The following is a 17,435-nucleotide window of genomic DNA, read 5'->3' as shown; positions in this document are numbered from 1 at the left end:
CGTCAGGCGGCGTTGTTTTGCAGAGAAACAGCTGAATTAGTGGCGGTTTCTGACCAGTTGATAACGGCGGGTCAGATACTCAACCGGCGCACTCCAGATATGTACCAGACGGCAGAATGGGAACAGCAGGAACAGCGTCATCCCCAATACCAGGTGCACACGGAAAATGAAGGCCACATCATCCAGATAGGCGGATGCACCACCGCGGAAGGTGACGACGGCCTGCGCCCAGTTCACCAGCTTCATCATCTCACTGCCATCCATATGCTGGGCAGAGAACGGGATGGTCAATAACCCCAACGCCGCCTGAATCACCAGCAATGTCAGGATCAGAATGTCACCGGTAGTGGAGGTGGCGCGGACACGCGGATTAGTCAGCCGACGTCTTAACAACAAGATACCACCAACCAGCGTCAACAGACCGCAGGCACCACCACCGAACATCGCCATTTTCTGTTTTACGTCCAACGGCAGGAACGACTCGTACATCCAGTGTGGTGTCATCATGCCCACAAAGTGGCCGCCCAGTACGCCCAGAATGCCGATGTGGAACAGGTTCGACGCCAGTCGCATGCCTTTTTTATCCAGCATCTGACTGGAACCAGCACGCCAGCTGTACTGACCGTAGTCATAACGCAGCCAACTGCCGATCAAAAAAACCGCACCGGCGATGTAAGGGTAGATATCGAATAAAAACAGATTGAGGTAATGCATCAGCAATCTCCTTTGACCGGTGAAGCGTCAAGGTTCAGGTAGTGCGGTGCCACCGCGTCGGCGAACCGACGCTGATGACGAGTCTGTTGCGCCGGGGCGCAGCCCGCGTCAGCCAAAAAGCGGACCTGCTCCTCCTCCCATACGGCATCCAGCGCCTGCGGCGTGTCGTCGCGTGCTTCTTGTGCCACTTTCGCCGCCACCGCGTCACTTGACGGCTCGCACGACGCCAGCGTCAGTAACAACTCCAGCAACAAGGCATAGTCACTGTCGCGCTGGCGTAGCCGCTCTGCCAGCAGCGTCAGGATTGGCGCGATATCACGCAGTCCATCACGCGCGGCCTGCGGCTCACGCAACGTCAAATACTCCAGATACAGCGGCAGGAAATCCGGCAGTTCACGGCAATCCAGTTCCAGGCCGACTTCGCGGTATTGCGCCAGCAAGTCCACCATCGCCTGACCACGCTCACGCGACTCACCATGTACGTGTTCAAACAGCAGCAACGACAGCGCGCGACCGCGATCAAACAGCTCGCTGTAGCGCGCCTGCTGGTCCAGCAGGTCGCCCTGATAAAAGTCGCCGATGAACTGCAACAACTGCGCGCTTTGGCGCAGCGGCAGCTCGTCAGCCTGCTCCAGCGCGTCCAGCATGTCCTGACGCTGCTGCCACAGCTCCGCATCCGGGTACTCCAGCAGCCGGGCGATAACGCGAAGGCTGATCATGACTTGTTCTCCTGCATCCGCCGGCTCATGTTCTGGGTTTTGCTGGTGACGTCGATGGCGTCAATGCGGCGACTGTTAAACAGGTTGAACGATGAATCGCTACCGTGGCAGCCGTCGCCAAAACTAAAACCACAGCCATGCGCTTCCGGGAAGGCTTCACGCGCCAGTTCGCGGTGGCTGGACGGCACCACAAAACGATCTTCATAGTTGGCGATCGCCAGATAGCGGTACATCTCTTCAGCCTGCGACGGCGTCAGCCCCACCTGCTCCAGCGCGCTGGTGTCGGTAATCTGCTCGACGGTCTGCGCACGTTTGAAGTGACGCATCGCCAGCATACGCCGCAACGCACGCAGCACCGGACGGGTGTCGCCTGCTGTCAGCAGGTTCGCCAGATACTGCACCGGGATACGCAGGCTTTCGACGTCCGGCAGGACACCGCTGTGCGCCAGACGACCCGCATCGGCCGCTGCCTGAATCGGTGACAACGGCGGCACGTACCATACCATCGGCAGTGTGCGGTATTCCGGATGCAGCGGCAGCGCCAGTTGCCATTCCACCGCCAGTTTGTACACCGGCGATTGCTGTGCGGCTTCAATCACGCTGAGCGGGATGCCGTCACGTTGTGCCTGAGCAATCACCTCGGGGTCGTTCGGGTCGAGGAAAATGTCTAACTGACGACCGTACAGATCAGTTTCATTCTCCGTGGAGGCCGCCTGTTCAATGCGGTCGGCATCGTAGAGCAGTACACCCAGATAGCGGATACGCCCCACGCAGGTTTCCGAGCACAGCGTCGGCATGCCGGATTCAATACGCGGATAACAGAAAATACATTTTTCTGATTTGCCGCTCTTCCAGTTGAAATAGATTTTCTTGTACGGGCAGCCGGTCAGGCACATGCGCCAGCCACGGCATTTATCCTGATCGATCAGCACAATGCCGTCTTCCGCGCGCTTGTAAATCGCCCCACTCGGACAAGTGGCGACACACGCCGGATTCAGGCAGTGCTCACACAATCGCGGCAAGTACATCATGAAGGTGTTTTCGAACTGTCCGTACATGTCTTTTTGCATGTCGTCGAAGTTCTTATCCTGCGAACGTTTGCTGAACTCACCACCCAGATCGTCTTCCCAGTTCGGACCGTTTTCGATCTTCTCCATGCGCTGGCCGGTTATCAGCGAACGCGGGCGAGCCACTGGCTGATGCCGGCTTTCGCCGGCACGTTGCAGGTGTGCGTAGTCGTAGTCAAACGGCTCGTAGTAGTCATCCAGCGCCGGAACATCCGGGTTGGCGAAAATCTTCGACAGCACCCCGACACGGTTACCCATGCGTGGCTCCAGTCGACCGTTGATCTTACGGATCCAGCCGCCCTTCCATTTTTCCTGATCTTCCCAGGCATGCGGGTAACCGGTGCCGGGTTTGGTTTCCACGTTGTTGAACCAGGCGTATTCTACCCCTTCGCGGCTGGTCCAAACGTTTTTACAGGTCACCGAACAGGTGTGGCAGCCAATGCATTTATCCAGATTCAGCACCATGCCGACTTGTGAACGAATTTTCATCAGGCTTTCTCCTGCAGATGAGGTTGCACATGGGAAGACAGGTCGTCATGGCTGTCCTCATCCAGCCAGTCGATACGGTTCATCTTACGCACCACCACGAATTCATCGCGGTTGGAACCGACGGTGCCGTAGTAGTTAAAGCCGTACGCCAGTTGGGCATACCCGCCAATCATATGGGTTGGTTTCGGGCAAACACGCGTCACGGAGTTATGAATACCGCCGCGCTGGCCAGTGATTTCTGAACCTGGCAGGTGCACCAGTCGTTCCTGCGCGTGGTACATCATGGTCATCCCGGCAGGAACACGCTGGCTCACCACCGCACGTGCCGTCAGCGCACCGTTGGCGTTAAACGCTTCTATCCAGTCGTTATCGACGATGTTCAGCTCGCGGGCATCATCCTCGCTCAGCCAGACGATCGGACCACCACGGCTGAGTGTCAGCATCAACAGGTTTTCACTATAAGTAGAGTGAATCCCCCACTTCTGATGCGGCGTCAGGAAGTTGAGCGCCTTCTCCGGGTTACCGTTCGGTTTCTTGTTCAGCAACGGCTGAGCAGCTCGGGTATCTACCGGCGGACGGTAAACCAACAGGCTTTCGCCGAAGGCACGCATCCATTCATGATCCTGATACAGTTGCTGGCGACCGGAGATGGTGCGCCACGGAATCAGCTCATGCACGTTGGTGTAGCAGGCGTTGTAAGACACATGCTCGTCTTCAAGACCAGACCAGGTCGGGCTGGAGATGATCTTGCGTGGCTGAGCCTGAATATCCCGGAAGCGGATTTTCTCTTCCTCTTTCGGGTGCGCCAGATGGGTGTGATCACGGCCGGTAACCTTGCCCAACGCATCCCAGGCCTTCACCGCCACCTGACCGTTGGTTTCCGGTGCCAGCGACAAAATCACCTCAGCGGCGTCGATGGCGCTGTCGATTCTCGGCCGACCGGCCGCTGCGCCCTCTTCCTGCACGCGGTTCAGGCCTTTGAGGAAGTCCACTTCGTTTTGGGTATTCCAGCTAATACCTTTACCGCCGTTGCCAAGTTTATCCAGCAGTGGGCCGAGTGAGGTAAAGCGGGCATACAGGTTCGGGTAATCGCGTTCCACGGTCATGATATGCGGTGCGGTTTTACCCGGAATCAGGTCACATTCGCCTTTTTTCCAGTCTTTCACGCCCAGCGGCTGCGCCAGTTCGGCGGCCGAGTCGTGCTGAATCGGCAGCGTGACCACATCGGTTTCGACCCCAAGGTGACCCTGACACACGCGGGAGAAGGCTTTCGCCAGCCCTTTGTAGATTTCCCAGTCGGTTTTCGATTCCCAGGCCGGGTCGACCGCCGCCGACAACGGATGAATGAACGGATGCATGTCCGAGGTGTTCATGTCGTCTTTTTCATACCAGGTGGCAGTCGGCAACACGATGTCGGAATAGAGGCAGGTACTGGACATACGGAAATCCAGCGTGACGACCAGATCCAGCTTGCCTTCACCGCCTTGTGCGCGCCATTCCACTTCTTCCGGCGTGACCGCACCCTGCTCGCCCAGGTCCTGTCCCTGAATACCGTGCTCGGTACCCAACAGATACTTCAGCATGTACTCATGGCCCTTACCGGAAGAACCCAGCAAGTTGGAACGCCAGATAAACAGGTTACGCGGGAAGTTTTGTGGGCTGTCCGGCTGCTCAGCAGCAAAACGCAGACGACCGGCTTTCAGTTCCGCTGCGGTGAAGTCCTGCGGTGACATACCGGCAGCAGCAGCCTGTTCGGCGATACGCAGCGGGTTAGCCCCCAGTTGCGGTGCGGAAGGCAACCAGCCCATGCGCTCAGCGCGCACGTTAAAATCAATCAAACTGCCGCTAAAGCGTGATGAGTCTGCCAGCGGCGACAACAATTCCTGCGGTGCGACAGTTTCATAACGCCACTGGCTGGAATGGTTATAGAAGAACGAGGTACTGTTCATGTGGCGTGGCGGACGCTGCCAGTCCAGACCGAACGCCAGCGGCAACCAGCCGGTTTGCGGACGCAGTTTCTCCTGGCCGACATAGTGAGCCCAGCCGCCGCCACTCTGCCCGACGCAACCGCAGAAGATCAGCATGTTGATGATCCCGCGGTAGTTCATGTCGAGGTGATACCAGTGGTTCATACCGGCACCGACGATGATCATCGACCGCCCGTGGGTTTTGTCGGCGTTGTCGGCAAACTCACGCGCGATGCGGATGATGTTCTGCCGTGATACGCCGGTAATCTGCTCGGCCCACGCCGGGGTATAGGCTTTGATCTGATCGTAATCATTGCCGCACTGTGCGTCGTTCAAACCACGATCCACACCGTAGTTAGCCAGTGTCAGATCGAAGACGCTGGTCACCAGCCCTTCCTGACCATCTGCCAACGTCAGGCGTTTCACCGGCAACTGATGCAGCAGCACCTCATCCAGTGCAACGCTGGCGAAGTGTTCACTGGTCGCACCGCCAAAATACGGGAAGCCGACGGATACTACTTCGTCATGGTGACCCAGCAGACTCAATTGCAGGTTAACATCACGTTGGGAGCCCCCTTCGCGCTGTTCCAGATTCCATTTGCCTTGCTCACCCCAGCGATAACCGATGGAACCCTGCGGCGCCACCAGCTCGCCTGTGGTTTCATCAATGGCGATGGTTTTCCATTCCGGGTTGTTTTCCTGACCCAGGTTGCCGACCAGATCGGCGGCGCGCAACAAACGCCCGGCGGCGTAGCTGCCATCAGCACGCGGTTCCAGCAATACCAGCATTGGCATGTCGGTATAGCGACGCACGTAGTCGGTGAAATATTGACGCGGCTGCTTGAGATGGAACTCGTTGAGGATCACGTGACCCATTGCCAGCGCCAGCGCACTGTCGGTACCTTGTTTCGGGTTCAGCCACTGATCGCACAGTTTGGCGATTTCTGCGTAATCCGGGGTAATGGCGACCGTTTTGGTGCCTTTGTAACGGACTTCAGCAAAGAAATGCGCATCAGGGGTACGGGTCTGCGGTACGTTGGAACCCCAGGCAATAATGTAGGACGAGTTATACCAGTCGGCAGATTCCGGCACGTCGGTTTGTTCACCCCAGGTCTGCGGTGAGGCCGGTGGCAGGTCGCAATACCAGTCGTAGAAGCTCAGGCACACCCCGCCCATCAGCGACAGGTAACGAGCACCAGCGGCGTAAGACACCATCGACATGGCCGGGATCGGTGAAAAGCCAATCACCCGGTCCGGGCCAAAGGTTTTGGCGGTATAGACGTTAGCGGCAGCGATCAGCTCATTCACTTCCTGCCAGTCGGCACGGACAAAACCACCGCGACCACGTACTTGCTTGTATTCTTTCGTTTTATTGGCATCGTCGACAATTGACGCCCAGGCATCTACTGGGTCGGCATGGTGACGACGCGCTTCACGCCACAGCTTCATCAGGCGCTTACGCATCATCGGGTATTTCAGGCGGTTCGCGCTATAGAGATACCAGGAATAGCTGGCACCGCGTGGGCAGCCGCGCGGTTCATGGTTCGGCAGATCAGGCCGGGTACGGGGGTAATCGGTTTGTTGCGTCTCCCAGGTGACCAGCCCGTTTTTGACGTAAATCTTCCAGCTACATGAACCGGTACAGTTGACGCCATGCGTCGAACGCACCACTTTGTCATGTTGCCAGCGGCTACGGTAGCCATCCTCCCAGTCACGGTTGGTATTCAGCGTCTGGCCGTGATCACCGGAAAACGGTTCGGCCACCTGTTTGAAATAGCGTAACCGGTCAAGAAATTTGCTCATCCGGACTCTCCTGCTGCGGAACCTGACGGCTCCTGTCGTTATAGAAGTACACGTGGGTATTGCTCACTACGATGCAGGGTAGCCAACTGAATAAGTGTCAGAATTGACAGCGATCAAGCCGTTAGGAGCCGGTTTGTGGTGGGATTTGGGAAAATACCACCTTGGTGGTATCAGAAAAAAGTCAGTTAATTAACTGATAAAAAAGGAAATATTGAGGGTTGAAATGATAAGGTCAGGTGACATTTACTGATGAAGACTCTTTGGAGGTAGTAGAATGCCATCGGCCACGTAGCCGGGCGTTTTACCTCCAGTTTGCCTCTGATTCGTCCAGCATCAGCCTGATGCTGATAAATCCTGCACCAGAAAATCCAATAGTGTGCGCAGCGTAGCAGGCATATGACGCCGCGACATGTAACACGCGTAAATACCCAGCGCCTGTGTCTGGTAATCCGCCAGCAACGGCACCAGCTCTCCGACATCCAGCCCGCCACGCACGACAAACTCCGGCAAACAGGCGATACCCTCGCCCGCCCGAGCTGCCGTCAGCAGCACCAGCGTGTCATTGGCCACCACGCGTCCTGACACCATGACACGATGCTGCGCCCCGCTCTCCCGGTGTGTAAAACGCCACTCCCGCCCAAGGCGGATATGGTTAAGGCAATTATGCCGCACCAGATCGTTCGGCGTGGTCGGTGGAACATGATGCGCCAGATAGTCCGGTGATGCGCAGACCACCGATGCACAGCGCCCCAGCGGTTTGGCGATCAGGTTAGGATCCGGTGAGTTCGTCACGTCTACCGCCAGATCGATACGCTCTTCCGCCAGCTTGATGGCGCGATCTGTCAGTATCAGCTCGGTTGTGGTACGAGGATAACGAGCGCGATAGCGTCCCAGCGCGTGCGCCAGATAAGACTGCCCGAACGACACACTGCTGGCGACCCGGATCACGCCGTGCGGTTCCGTATTACCACTGCTGGAAAGTGCCGCCATGTCCTCAGATAACGCTAAAATCTGACGGCAGCGCACCAGCATGTCGTTGCCGACGCTGGTCAATCCCAGACTGCGGGTTGAGCGATGCAGCAACCGCACCCCTAACCAGTGTTCCAGTGCGGCAATGTAACGTGTGGCCATTGAACGCGATATATCCAGTTTATTCGCCGCTGCGGTCAGACTCCCCAAGTCTGCCACCGCCACAAATACCTGCATCGCAATAAGACGATCCATAGCGCCTCTATTGAGCGATATATGCAACAAACTATGGCTGATTCTAGGGTTTATTCGTTCACTTCAGGAAGCAATAATGATCATCAATAATCCAAAATAACCCTATGAGACTGATTATGCTTAAGAAATACCTTGCGTTGTATTTTACCTTCGGGTTGCTGACCACACCGGTCACCGCCACGCTGGCACAAACGTCGCCTTCTTCCAGCACCACCGCCGCATCATCACTGGCAGGTTGCCCATCCGACGCCATTAACGCGCGCTTTGCCGAGTTCGGCCGCACCGGGCGTATGCCACCAGACCTAAACCGTTGGTTAAACGATCCACAAGCTCAGGCGATTACACCGTATAAAGCGTTCGATAATGTCTATTTCGTTGGTGTTTGCTGGGTATCCGCCTGGTTGGTCAAAACCAGTGCAGGCCCGGTATTGATCGATACCCTGCATGAACCCTATGTCGATCAATTACTGGCTAACATCCGTCAGGTTGGCGTTGATCCAGCGGATATCAAATTGGTGTTGATGACGCACGGACATTTCGACCATGTCGGTGGAGCCTATAAGATCAAAGCCCTCAGTCAGGCTCGATTTGTTATGACACAGCCGGGCTGGGACGAAGCAATAAACGGTGCCAAACAATCGCAACACACCCCCCATCCCTGGAAAATGCTTGACCACGCGGATATCGTGGCGCACGACGGGCAAGCCTTCACGGTGGGTGATACGACGTTTTACGCTTATGCCACCCCCGGTCATACCTGGGGGACGACCTCTTACGCCTTTGACGTCAAAGATGGCGACAAGACCTATCGGGCCATCACCATCGGGGGAATGGGGCTGAATGCGATAGAAAACGCCCGGCAGGTCGAAGCCTACCTCGCCAGTATTGAGCGGATAAAACGCCTGATTACCGACCCGCAGCATCCGATCATGGTCCACCTCACTGCTCACCCGTTCAATACCGGGTTAACGGAAGCTAAAGAGCGCCTGAAAACACGCAAGCCAGGCGACCCTCACCCGTTGGTGAATCAGGCGGCGTTGATTAAACAAATGGACAGCGCCTATCTGGAAGCGGAACAGCGACTGGCGAACGAGCAGAAAAAAGAGCAAGGAAACAAGCAGTAAACCGAACAGGCGTATGCCCGATAGCGGCCAGACAGAAAAGCGGGAAGACGACATATTGAAATACACCGAGCCGGGACATCTCACCGGCTCGGTATCATCACCCGCTGGACTACGCGCGGGCTTTACGTCCGTAACACAACCAGGTAATCAATACACAGGCAACATAGAACACCACAAACACCTTCATGGCACCGGCAGGTGAACCGGTCAGCGCCAGCGATGTTCCAAACGCTTTCGGAATGAAAAAGCCGCCGATAGCGCCGATAGCGGAGATAAACCCTAACGCCGCAGCAGTATCGGTCACAGCACTACGCTGCGCTTCCTCAGTACCACCACCTGCGGCCGTTACCCTTTCCATCGTCATACCACGGAAGATAACCGCAATCATCTGGAAGGTGGAACCGCTTCCCAGCCCGGCCGTTAAAAACAGCAGCATGAAAATGCCGAAGAACATCAGGAAGGAACCCGGCTGATTCTGGCCCGGCAGTGCGGTGAACAGCAGCAGTGACAGGATAGCCATCAACACAAAATTAATCAGCGTCACCCGTACACCACCGAAGCGGTCCGATAACATGCCACCCACTGGACGCGCCAGCGCGCCGAGCAACGGGCCGAAAAAGGCGTAATGCAGGATGACCACATCCGGGAACTGGGTTTTCGACAGCATAGCGAAACCGGCAGAAAAGCCGATAAACGAGCCGAACGCTGACAGATACAGTACGCTTAAGATCCACAGATGCGCCCGTTTCAGTACCGGCAACTGCTGGCGCAGTGACGCTCTGGCGGTGGAGAGGTCATTCATACCGAACCAGGCCGCCGCCGAAGCGATAAGCAACAACGGCACCCATACCCAGGGCGCATTCTGCAACCAGACCTGGCTGCCATCCGGCTGAACGATACCTTTACCCGTGAAACTCAGTACTGGCAGAAAGATCACCACTGGTACCAGTAATTGCATCACGCTGACACCCAGGTTCCCAAATCCGCCATTTAACCCTAGCGCACCACCCTGCTGTGCTTTCGGGAAAAAGAAGCTGATATTCGCCATGCTGGAAGCAAAGTTAGCACCGGCAAATCCACACAGCAGCGAGATAATGATAAACACGTTGTACGATGTCTGTGGATCCTGCACGGCAAACCCAAGCCACACACACGGAATCACCAGAATCAACGTACTGAAGGTGGTCCAGCGGCGTCCGCCTGCCAGCGGGATAATAAATGAATACGGTACCCGCAATAACGCCCCGGATACCGATGGCAATGCCGTCAGCATAAACAGTTCATCGGTGGTGAAATGGAAACCGACTTTGTTTAAATTGACGGCCACTGTGCTGAACAACATCCAGACACAGAAAGCCAACAACAGACAAGGAATGGAAATCCACAGGTTACGTTGCGCGATACCACGCCCCTGTTTTTGCCAGAACTGTACATCCTCCGGGCGCCATTCCCGGATAACAGTCTGCCGTGAAGCACCTGGCGTAATGGTTGACTGCGTCATAACAAGCCTCGGTCAGAAAAATACCCCTATCACTACGCGTCACATTAGAGGGTATGACCGAAGCAAACTTGATATACATCAACAGCTTGTTGGGTAAAAAAATGCGCTGATTTAACACCCACTCCCAAATAGGTAAGTCGCCATGACAAGTTAATAGTGTCGTTTCATCATGTTATGACTATTAACTCCGTCACGGTACTCACGACTACCCACCAATGGAAATTGTGGAGTAACCCTTTGTGGGTATGGGGTTACTTCTGGAAATAAGAAAAAATGCCATGGTGTTGCATGAATGGATTTCTACACTGAATCCACGATAGCTAACCGGCGTCGGTCGATAACTCGCCTTGTCGATCGGAATCAAGGTAACCTGTCTGACCCGCAGTCTATTCTTTAGCATACACATGTGTTTCCACTTTCGTCACAGGCGGTTTCCCTCATGTTAAGACGCTTTCGGCTTCCACTCTCACTGGTCAATCAGGTGGCGTTGTCCATGCTGCTGCTTGGCCTGCTGGGTATTGCTGGCATGGCGATATCAAGCTGGATGTCACAAAGCATTCAGGGCAACGCACACGCCATCAATAAAGCCGGTTCTCTGCGCATGCAAAGTTACCGGTTATTGTCGATGGTGCCGCTTACCGCAGGCAGCGACCATTATCTGCAAGAGCTGGAGCGTGATGAAAACGACAACGATCTGCGTCAGGCGGTAATGCGCGAAGGACTAAGCGAGCAACTCACCACGCTGCAACGTTACTGGGTCGATCAATTGAAACCGAGTCTGCGTCAGGCAAAACATCCGGCAGATGCTGCCGACGCCGTCGCGGATTTTGTCCACCATCTGGACGCGCTGGTACTGGCTATCGACCAGAAGACCGAAGCACACCTGCGGCTGGTGACGCTGGTACAGCGCATGTTTATCGTCATCATGCTGTCGCTGCTGGTGCTCACCTTTTTCTATCTGCGTCACCGACTGCTGACTCCCTGGCGTAAGTTGCTGTCGATGGCTCAAGCCATCGGTCAGGGTGAATTTCACCAGCGGGTGACCCCGCACGGCCAGGATGAAATGAGCACGCTGGCGCAGGCGCTGAACAACATGTCAGATGAACTGTCGGCGATGTACCGCGATCTGGAACAGCGCGTAGTAGAAAAGACCGCTGATTTACAACAAAAAAATGACACACTGGCGTTTCTTTATCGCTCCAGTCGCCGCTTACATACCAACGCGCCGCTGTGTAGCCGCTTGCTGCCGGTACTGGATGAGCTCAGCGCGTTGATGCCGCTGACCGGCATTCAATTACAGCTATATGAAGATAACCATCAGGCACATGTCACCCCCTCCAGCCTGACCGTCATTCCCAACCCTGACACCTGCCCGGACAGCGCCTGTCAGCGTTGTGCGCACTTTTCAACCCGGATGACGTATGAAGGCAAACCCGTGAGCTGGAATCTGCATGACAAGCTCGGTCACTACGGTGTGGTGCTGGCACGGCTGCCGGTTCACCAACACCTGACCCCCGACCAACACCAGTTGCTCAATACGTTACTGGAGCAGCTAACCAGCACACTGGCGCTGGAACGGCAGTCCAGCCATCAACAACAACTGATGCTGATGGAAGAACGCGCCACCATTGCGCGGGAGTTACACGACTCGATTGCCCAGTCGCTCTCTTGTCTGAAGATTCAGGTCAGTTGCCTGCAAATGCAGCACACCGCGTTGACGCCGGAAATACAACAGCAACTGGACGCCATGCGCGATGAAATCAATACCGCCTACCGGCAGTTGCGTGAATTACTGACCACTTTCCGTTTGAAGCTGTCAGAATCTGGCCTGCTGGCAGCGTTACGATCCACCGTGGAGGAGTTCAATCAACGGCTCGGCTATGACATCGTGCTGAACTACCACCTCCCGCCGCAGGCCGTCTCTGCCCATCAAGGGATCCACCTGTTGCAGATTGTGCGTGAAGCACTGAGCAACACCTATAAACATGCACAGGCGACGGCAACCAGCATTACCCTGAGTCAACAGCAAGGGTATATCGAGCTGCGTGTGCGTGATAACGGCATCGGCATCAGTGATGACAACCGTCGTACCAACCACTATGGTCTTATCATCATGCGCGACCGCGCCCGAAGCCTCCACGGCGACTGTACTGTTCAACGTCTTGTTTCCGGCGGCACGGAAGTGTATGTCCGTTTTCAGGCCGACTCTCGCCAGCCCCCCGTATTATCAGGAGAAAACCATGACTAATGACGCCTCTACCGTACTGCTTATTGATGACCATCCGATGCTACGCAATGGCGTCAAACAGCTACTCAGTATGGCGCCAGACCTGTGTGTGGTCGGTGAGGCCAGTGAGGGGGAACAGGGTGTGACGCTGGCAGAACAGCTCGACCCGGACCTGATCTTGCTGGATTTGAATATGCCGGGCATGAACGGACTGGAAACGCTGGCCCGTCTGCGCGAAACCTCGTTATCCGGGCGCATCGTGGTATTTACCGTGTCAAACCATGAAGAAGACGTGATCAGCGCCTTTAAAAGCGGAGCCGATGGCTACCTGCTAAAAGACATGGAACCGGAGGACTTGTTGGTTGCGCTTCACCAGGCGGCGGCAGGAAAAATGGTGCTCAGTGATACCCTGACGCCCGTTCTGGCAGCCAGCCTGCGGGAAACACGCAGCACGGATACCCGTGATATCCAGCAATTGACCCCGCGGGAAAAAGATATTCTGAAGCTGATAGCCCAGGGGTTACCCAACAAAGTGATCGCCCGCAAGTTGACGATTACCGAAAGTACGGTAAAAGTACACGTCAAACACCTGTTGAAAAAAATGAAGCTGCGTTCACGCGTAGAAGCGGCAGTCTGGGTAGTACAAGAGAAGATTTTCTAACCAATGGCGGCTTGCGCCGCCAGTCATTCTGTTATCCTCTACCATCCTTCGATGATGTTGCGTTTTACGTTTAGATGTTAAAAATTACAGTAAAATACGCCCACCTACATTTCTATACGTTTGTTTTCAATACGGCTGATAGAGTAACGGCCGTTCATAATTTTTAGTACTTTATCGCCATTTTCCTAGATATTTCCCCATATTCATTTCCTAGACTCACCTCGTTCGGCGTTTCATTGCGCTTTAGCCAGGCTTAACCGGAGGAAAAAGAGAATGAAAGTCAGAGAACGATTTATTGGACTTGAATGGCTCCGATTTTTGCTTGGATGCTATGTGATGGTTTACCACACCGTACATATCTATCCGCAGCGTGACAAGATCCCCTTTCTCAACGAACTGACCAGTATGGGATTCTTCGCCACCAGCACCTTCTTTGTGTTGTCTGGCTTTCTGCTGACGCACGTTTATCTGCGTGACGGACAGTTACGCGAACCCGCCCGGCATTTTCTGGCTAAGCGGCTGTTTAACCTCTACCCAATCCATATTATCGGTCTGGTGTCCTCCATTGTGGTGGTCAGCCTGATGCACTGGCTGGCCATCCCCCCCGAGGGACAAGTCGCCAGCGCCCGTTTCGTCATTTACGACAGTAACGACCCTGGTGTAGCCCCGGAAACCTTGCGCCACTACATGGATAACGTGCAATTGGCTGTGAATGGACTGCTGCAACTGCTGATGTTACAAGCGTGGAACCCCTACTTTTTGACCTTCAACGCGCCGTTGTGGTCGGTCTCGACACTGTTCTTTTTCTATTTACTGTTCCCATTGCTGGCTCCACGTCTGTTGGGTAGCCGCTACCCGCGTCTGTGGCTGGTGGCTCTGTTCCTGTTATATCTGCTGCCGCCGGTATGGGTTATCTGGCATCAATTATATGGCGTGCCCTATACCGGTTTGCTGCAACGTAATCCGCTACTTCGGCTGCCGGAATTTTTAGCTGGGATAGTGGGTTATGCCATTTCCCGACAATATCGGGACGGTAAGATACCGGCGTTGACATGGATGCAAAGTTCGACCCAACGTAAAGCACTGGGCGTGTTTATCGGTCTGAGTTTCATTATCGCGACCTGGTTATTTACGCACGGTGAACACTACTGGTATTTCCTGCTGCACAACGGCCTGCTGTTACCGGCACAAGTTGCACTGGTTTGTTTGTGTGCTCACGCTCGCGAACCAGGCAGCGAGACGCTGAAAACCTGGGCAACCCGCCTGGGGGGCGCATCACTGTCGATTTTCGCCCTACACGTCCCGCTGTTTAATCTGTTCCGTACCTTAGAACAGTTATTACGCGGCAACCCGTTACAATGTTTCACCGACTGGCAGGCGTGCATTGATGCAGCAGGACGTGTGGACGTTTCCATGACTGGCTACGGCGTATTCCTGCTCACAACCGTTACCTTGTGCGTGATATTCCAGGAACAGGTCGTGACCCGCATGAAACAGTCGCTGACCGAACGCTTCCTCACCCGCCGCTTCCAACCTTCCCGCAGCGCGGCCTGATGACAGCGGCTATAACGGTGATGTGATCGCCATCACCGTTATAGCCGTAAATCATTAATCACACGGTTTATAACAATTTCCATTCTAATTATGGGTCACTTATACCTAGAGGCGCGGCACGATTCCTGTTAATGTTGCCTCGCCGGGAAGTAACCGGTATATCGATACATCGGCAAGCCGTTCGAACGGCGTCTTTCACTTTTAGTCATTCACTGTTTTATCTGACATCATGACATATTCCAAACATGCACTTTCGCCGCTGGGGCTGTTCATTGCGCTCAGCGCTGCGGGCATTTCCACCAGCCATGCGGACACCGTCTGGCTAACCAACGGTGACAAGATCAGCGGCCAGATTACGCTGCTGGATAGCGGCAAGTTATTCATCAAAACCGATTATGCCGACACCCTGTCGGTGACCTGGGACAAAGTTAAAACCTTCCAGACCGACCACGGCATGGTGATTCAAGGGCAGCGTTACGAAAAAGGCGTGCTTTACCCGTCTATCAAAGCCTCTGACAGTTCACGTGCTATCGTGGCGCAACCCGCCAGCGTAGACGGACAACAAGTCAGCGCCGGGCAGGAAACGCTACCGTTGTCCGATATCAACTCAATGGTCGTTCCACACCGTTGGGTGGAGGATTTCTCCTGGAAAGGCAATATCGATGTCAGCCTGGCCCACAAGAAAAGCTCCACTGAAACCGACAACCGTGATGCAACGCTGAGCACGCGCCTGCGCCACGGCACATGGCGTCACAACCTGGATGCCAGCTACCACATGACCAAAGAAGACAATGTGGAAAGCACCAAAAACGCCGACGGTGAATACGCGCTGGATAAATTCATCGACGAGCACTGGTTCTGGCAGGGTCGCTATGAATACAAACGCGACTGGATAGAAAACATCAAGATTAACCGCTCTGTGGGTACCGGTCCGGGTTACCAGTTCTGGGATAACGATCTGGGTGCGTTCTCGATTACAACGCTGGTGAACTCCCAGACGTTTACTTATCAGAACAACACCGAAGACAACTTCTACTCCGGTGGCCTGAAGTGGAGCTACGATCGTTTCCTGTTCAGCAAACGTACCGAGCTGTTCAGCGATGGCGAAGTGGGCCGTTCGTTTGACAGCACCACCCCGCTTTATTTCAAAGCCGGTGCAGGTCTGCGTTTCAAAGTTACCGACTGGTCATCCGTCAGTATGAAAGTCTCCCGCAACCGTACCGAAAGCGTACAGGGTAACATCAACGATACCCTGTACTCACTGGGTCTGGGCGTCGGCTGGTAATGTATCGCGTTCTGGTTCCTGTGGTTATCGCAGGAACCGTTTACCTGGCTCACCAGGCATTCCCTTCCGAGAGCACACCCTTGCTTGTGCCACCCTTCCTGAATCCTCGATATCCTACCATGTAGTAATGTGCTGTTTTACAAAAATTGTAGCACTGTCTCGTCAGGGGCGATGAAGCCAATAGATGCCACCCATTGACATGAAACTCCAGGTTCAACCATGCTCAACATCTCGGGCGCGCCATCCTGGCGTGCCGCCGAGCTTTTTCCTCTTCAGACAGACGCTTGTGCTCACGACCTGCTTCCTGGGTGGCCTCGTCACCACCGATCAAACTGGTTTCTCCGCGCATAAGGGCGTCATAACCTTGCCGCGCCACCAAGGCCGGATCGTTCTTCCAACTGTTGTCGCCGAAGCCGGTATTGCCCATGCCGGCACGGGCGTGGAAGTTGGTCGCCGTCGCCCCCGGATGAAAGATCGTCACCTGTACGCCAGTGCCCGACAACTCCTCGCGGATGCTATGTCCGAACGATGACAAGAATGCCTTGGATGGACCGTATACGCTCTCGTAAGGCGTGGGTGTGGTGGCAGACAGGGAACTGACCAACAGGAGTTTGCCGCCACCGTTTGCCACCATACCAGGGATCACCGCATGGGCCAGCCGCACGGGTGAGATGACGTTCAAGGCAATGAGTTGCAGATGCCGTTCCAGGGGAATGTCAATGAACGCGCCACCAATGGCGATACCGGCATTGAGGACTGCGATTCCCAAAGGCCGCCTTGTCGATGCCAGAGCGTCGAGAACAGCGGTATTACCTGCCTCGGTAGATAAATCGGATTGAACCGGGAGCACCTCGACGCCAAACTTGCGCAGTTCCTCTGCCGCCAGGAAGACGCGTTTCTCTCTCCCCGTGATGATAAGGTCGTTACCGTCTTTTGCCAGAAGGCGTGCGATCTCTAGCCCAATTCCGGCTGAGCCGCCGGTGATGAGCGCAAATGGCTTGGTCATTGTCTTTCTCCAGCTTGAAATTACTGATTGATTGAGGATGTACCAAACGATGTGTAGCACTCACTCTGTGCGAGTGCTACACATCATCCGAACA

Annotated in this window: 12 protein-coding genes; 5 read left to right on the top strand and 7 right to left on the bottom strand. The window is 55.0% G+C overall.

The window, feature by feature from the left end:
• Positions 1-36: 36 nt before the first annotated feature.
• The 5 genes from narI to DZE2538_RS08220 all read right to left on the bottom strand — a co-directional run bounded on the left by narI (position 37) and on the right by DZE2538_RS08220 (position 7,983).
• Positions 37-714: a respiratory nitrate reductase subunit gamma gene (narI, locus tag DZE2538_RS08240; protein ID WP_012884506.1), complete on the bottom strand. Its 678-nt coding sequence runs from the start codon at positions 712-714 to the stop codon at positions 37-39.
• Positions 714-1,433, bottom strand: coding sequence for a nitrate reductase molybdenum cofactor assembly chaperone (gene narJ / locus DZE2538_RS08235; protein ID WP_012884505.1), 720 nt, complete (start codon positions 1,431-1,433; stop codon positions 714-716). The genes narI and narJ overlap by 1 nt, the downstream gene beginning before the upstream one ends.
• A complete protein-coding gene (gene narH, locus DZE2538_RS08230; RefSeq protein ID WP_038916061.1) occupies positions 1,430-2,989 on the bottom strand; it encodes a nitrate reductase subunit beta in 1,560 nt (519 codons plus the stop codon). Before narH ends, narJ begins: the two co-directional genes overlap by 4 nt.
• A complete protein-coding gene (locus DZE2538_RS08225; RefSeq protein WP_038916060.1) occupies positions 2,989-6,759 on the bottom strand; it encodes a nitrate reductase subunit alpha in 3,771 nt (1,256 codons plus the stop codon). Before DZE2538_RS08225 ends, narH begins: the two co-directional genes overlap by 1 nt.
• 333 nt (positions 6,760-7,092) lie before the next feature.
• Positions 7,093-7,983, bottom strand: a complete 891-nt coding sequence (locus tag DZE2538_RS08220; protein WP_038916059.1) for a LysR family transcriptional regulator — start codon at positions 7,981-7,983, stop codon at positions 7,093-7,095.
• Between the two features lie 116 nt (positions 7,984-8,099).
• Between DZE2538_RS08220 and blaCAR the strand changes: the two genes are divergently transcribed.
• Entirely contained in the window at positions 8,100-9,107 is a 1,008-nt protein-coding gene (blaCAR, locus tag DZE2538_RS08215; protein ID WP_023639505.1) for a CAR family subclass B3 metallo-beta-lactamase, read from the top strand.
• A 109-nt stretch (positions 9,108-9,216) separates the two neighbouring features.
• On the opposite strand, the gene DZE2538_RS08210 is transcribed toward blaCAR, so the two are convergent.
• On the bottom strand, positions 9,217-10,608 hold the full coding sequence (locus DZE2538_RS08210) for a NarK family nitrate/nitrite MFS transporter (RefSeq protein ID WP_023639504.1): 1,392 nt from the start codon (positions 10,606-10,608) through the stop codon (positions 9,217-9,219).
• A 439-nt stretch (positions 10,609-11,047) separates the two neighbouring features.
• Here DZE2538_RS08210 and narX point away from each other — a divergent pair, with 439 nt between their 5' ends.
• The 4 genes from narX to DZE2538_RS08190 all read left to right on the top strand — a co-directional run bounded on the left by narX (position 11,048) and on the right by DZE2538_RS08190 (position 16,335).
• Positions 11,048-12,856, top strand: a complete 1,809-nt coding sequence (narX, locus tag DZE2538_RS08205) for a nitrate/nitrite two-component system sensor histidine kinase NarX (RefSeq protein ID WP_038916057.1) — start codon at positions 11,048-11,050, stop codon at positions 12,854-12,856.
• Complete coding sequence (gene narL / locus DZE2538_RS08200) at positions 12,849-13,496, top strand: two-component system response regulator NarL (protein ID WP_012884498.1); 648 nt, start codon at positions 12,849-12,851, stop codon at positions 13,494-13,496. Before narX ends, narL begins: the two co-directional genes overlap by 8 nt.
• Positions 13,497-13,769: 273 nt before the next feature.
• Positions 13,770-15,050: an acyltransferase family protein gene (locus tag DZE2538_RS08195; protein WP_038916056.1), complete on the top strand. Its 1,281-nt coding sequence runs from the start codon at positions 13,770-13,772 to the stop codon at positions 15,048-15,050.
• A gap of 229 nt (positions 15,051-15,279) precedes the next feature.
• Positions 15,280-16,335, top strand: coding sequence for a DUF481 domain-containing protein (locus DZE2538_RS08190; protein ID WP_038916055.1), 1,056 nt, complete (start codon positions 15,280-15,282; stop codon positions 16,333-16,335).
• 223 nt (positions 16,336-16,558) lie between these two features.
• On the opposite strand, the gene DZE2538_RS08185 is transcribed toward DZE2538_RS08190, so the two are convergent.
• Complete coding sequence (locus DZE2538_RS08185) at positions 16,559-17,341, bottom strand: SDR family NAD(P)-dependent oxidoreductase (RefSeq protein ID WP_023639500.1); 783 nt, start codon at positions 17,339-17,341, stop codon at positions 16,559-16,561.
• Positions 17,342-17,435: the final 94 nt, after the last annotated feature.

The sequence above is a fragment of the Dickeya zeae NCPPB 2538 genome (assembly GCF_000406165.1).
GTDB lineage: Bacteria > Pseudomonadota > Gammaproteobacteria > Enterobacterales > Enterobacteriaceae > Dickeya > Dickeya zeae.
Note: the sequence above shows the minus strand (reverse complement) of the source record. Positions and strands in the feature narration are given on the sequence as shown.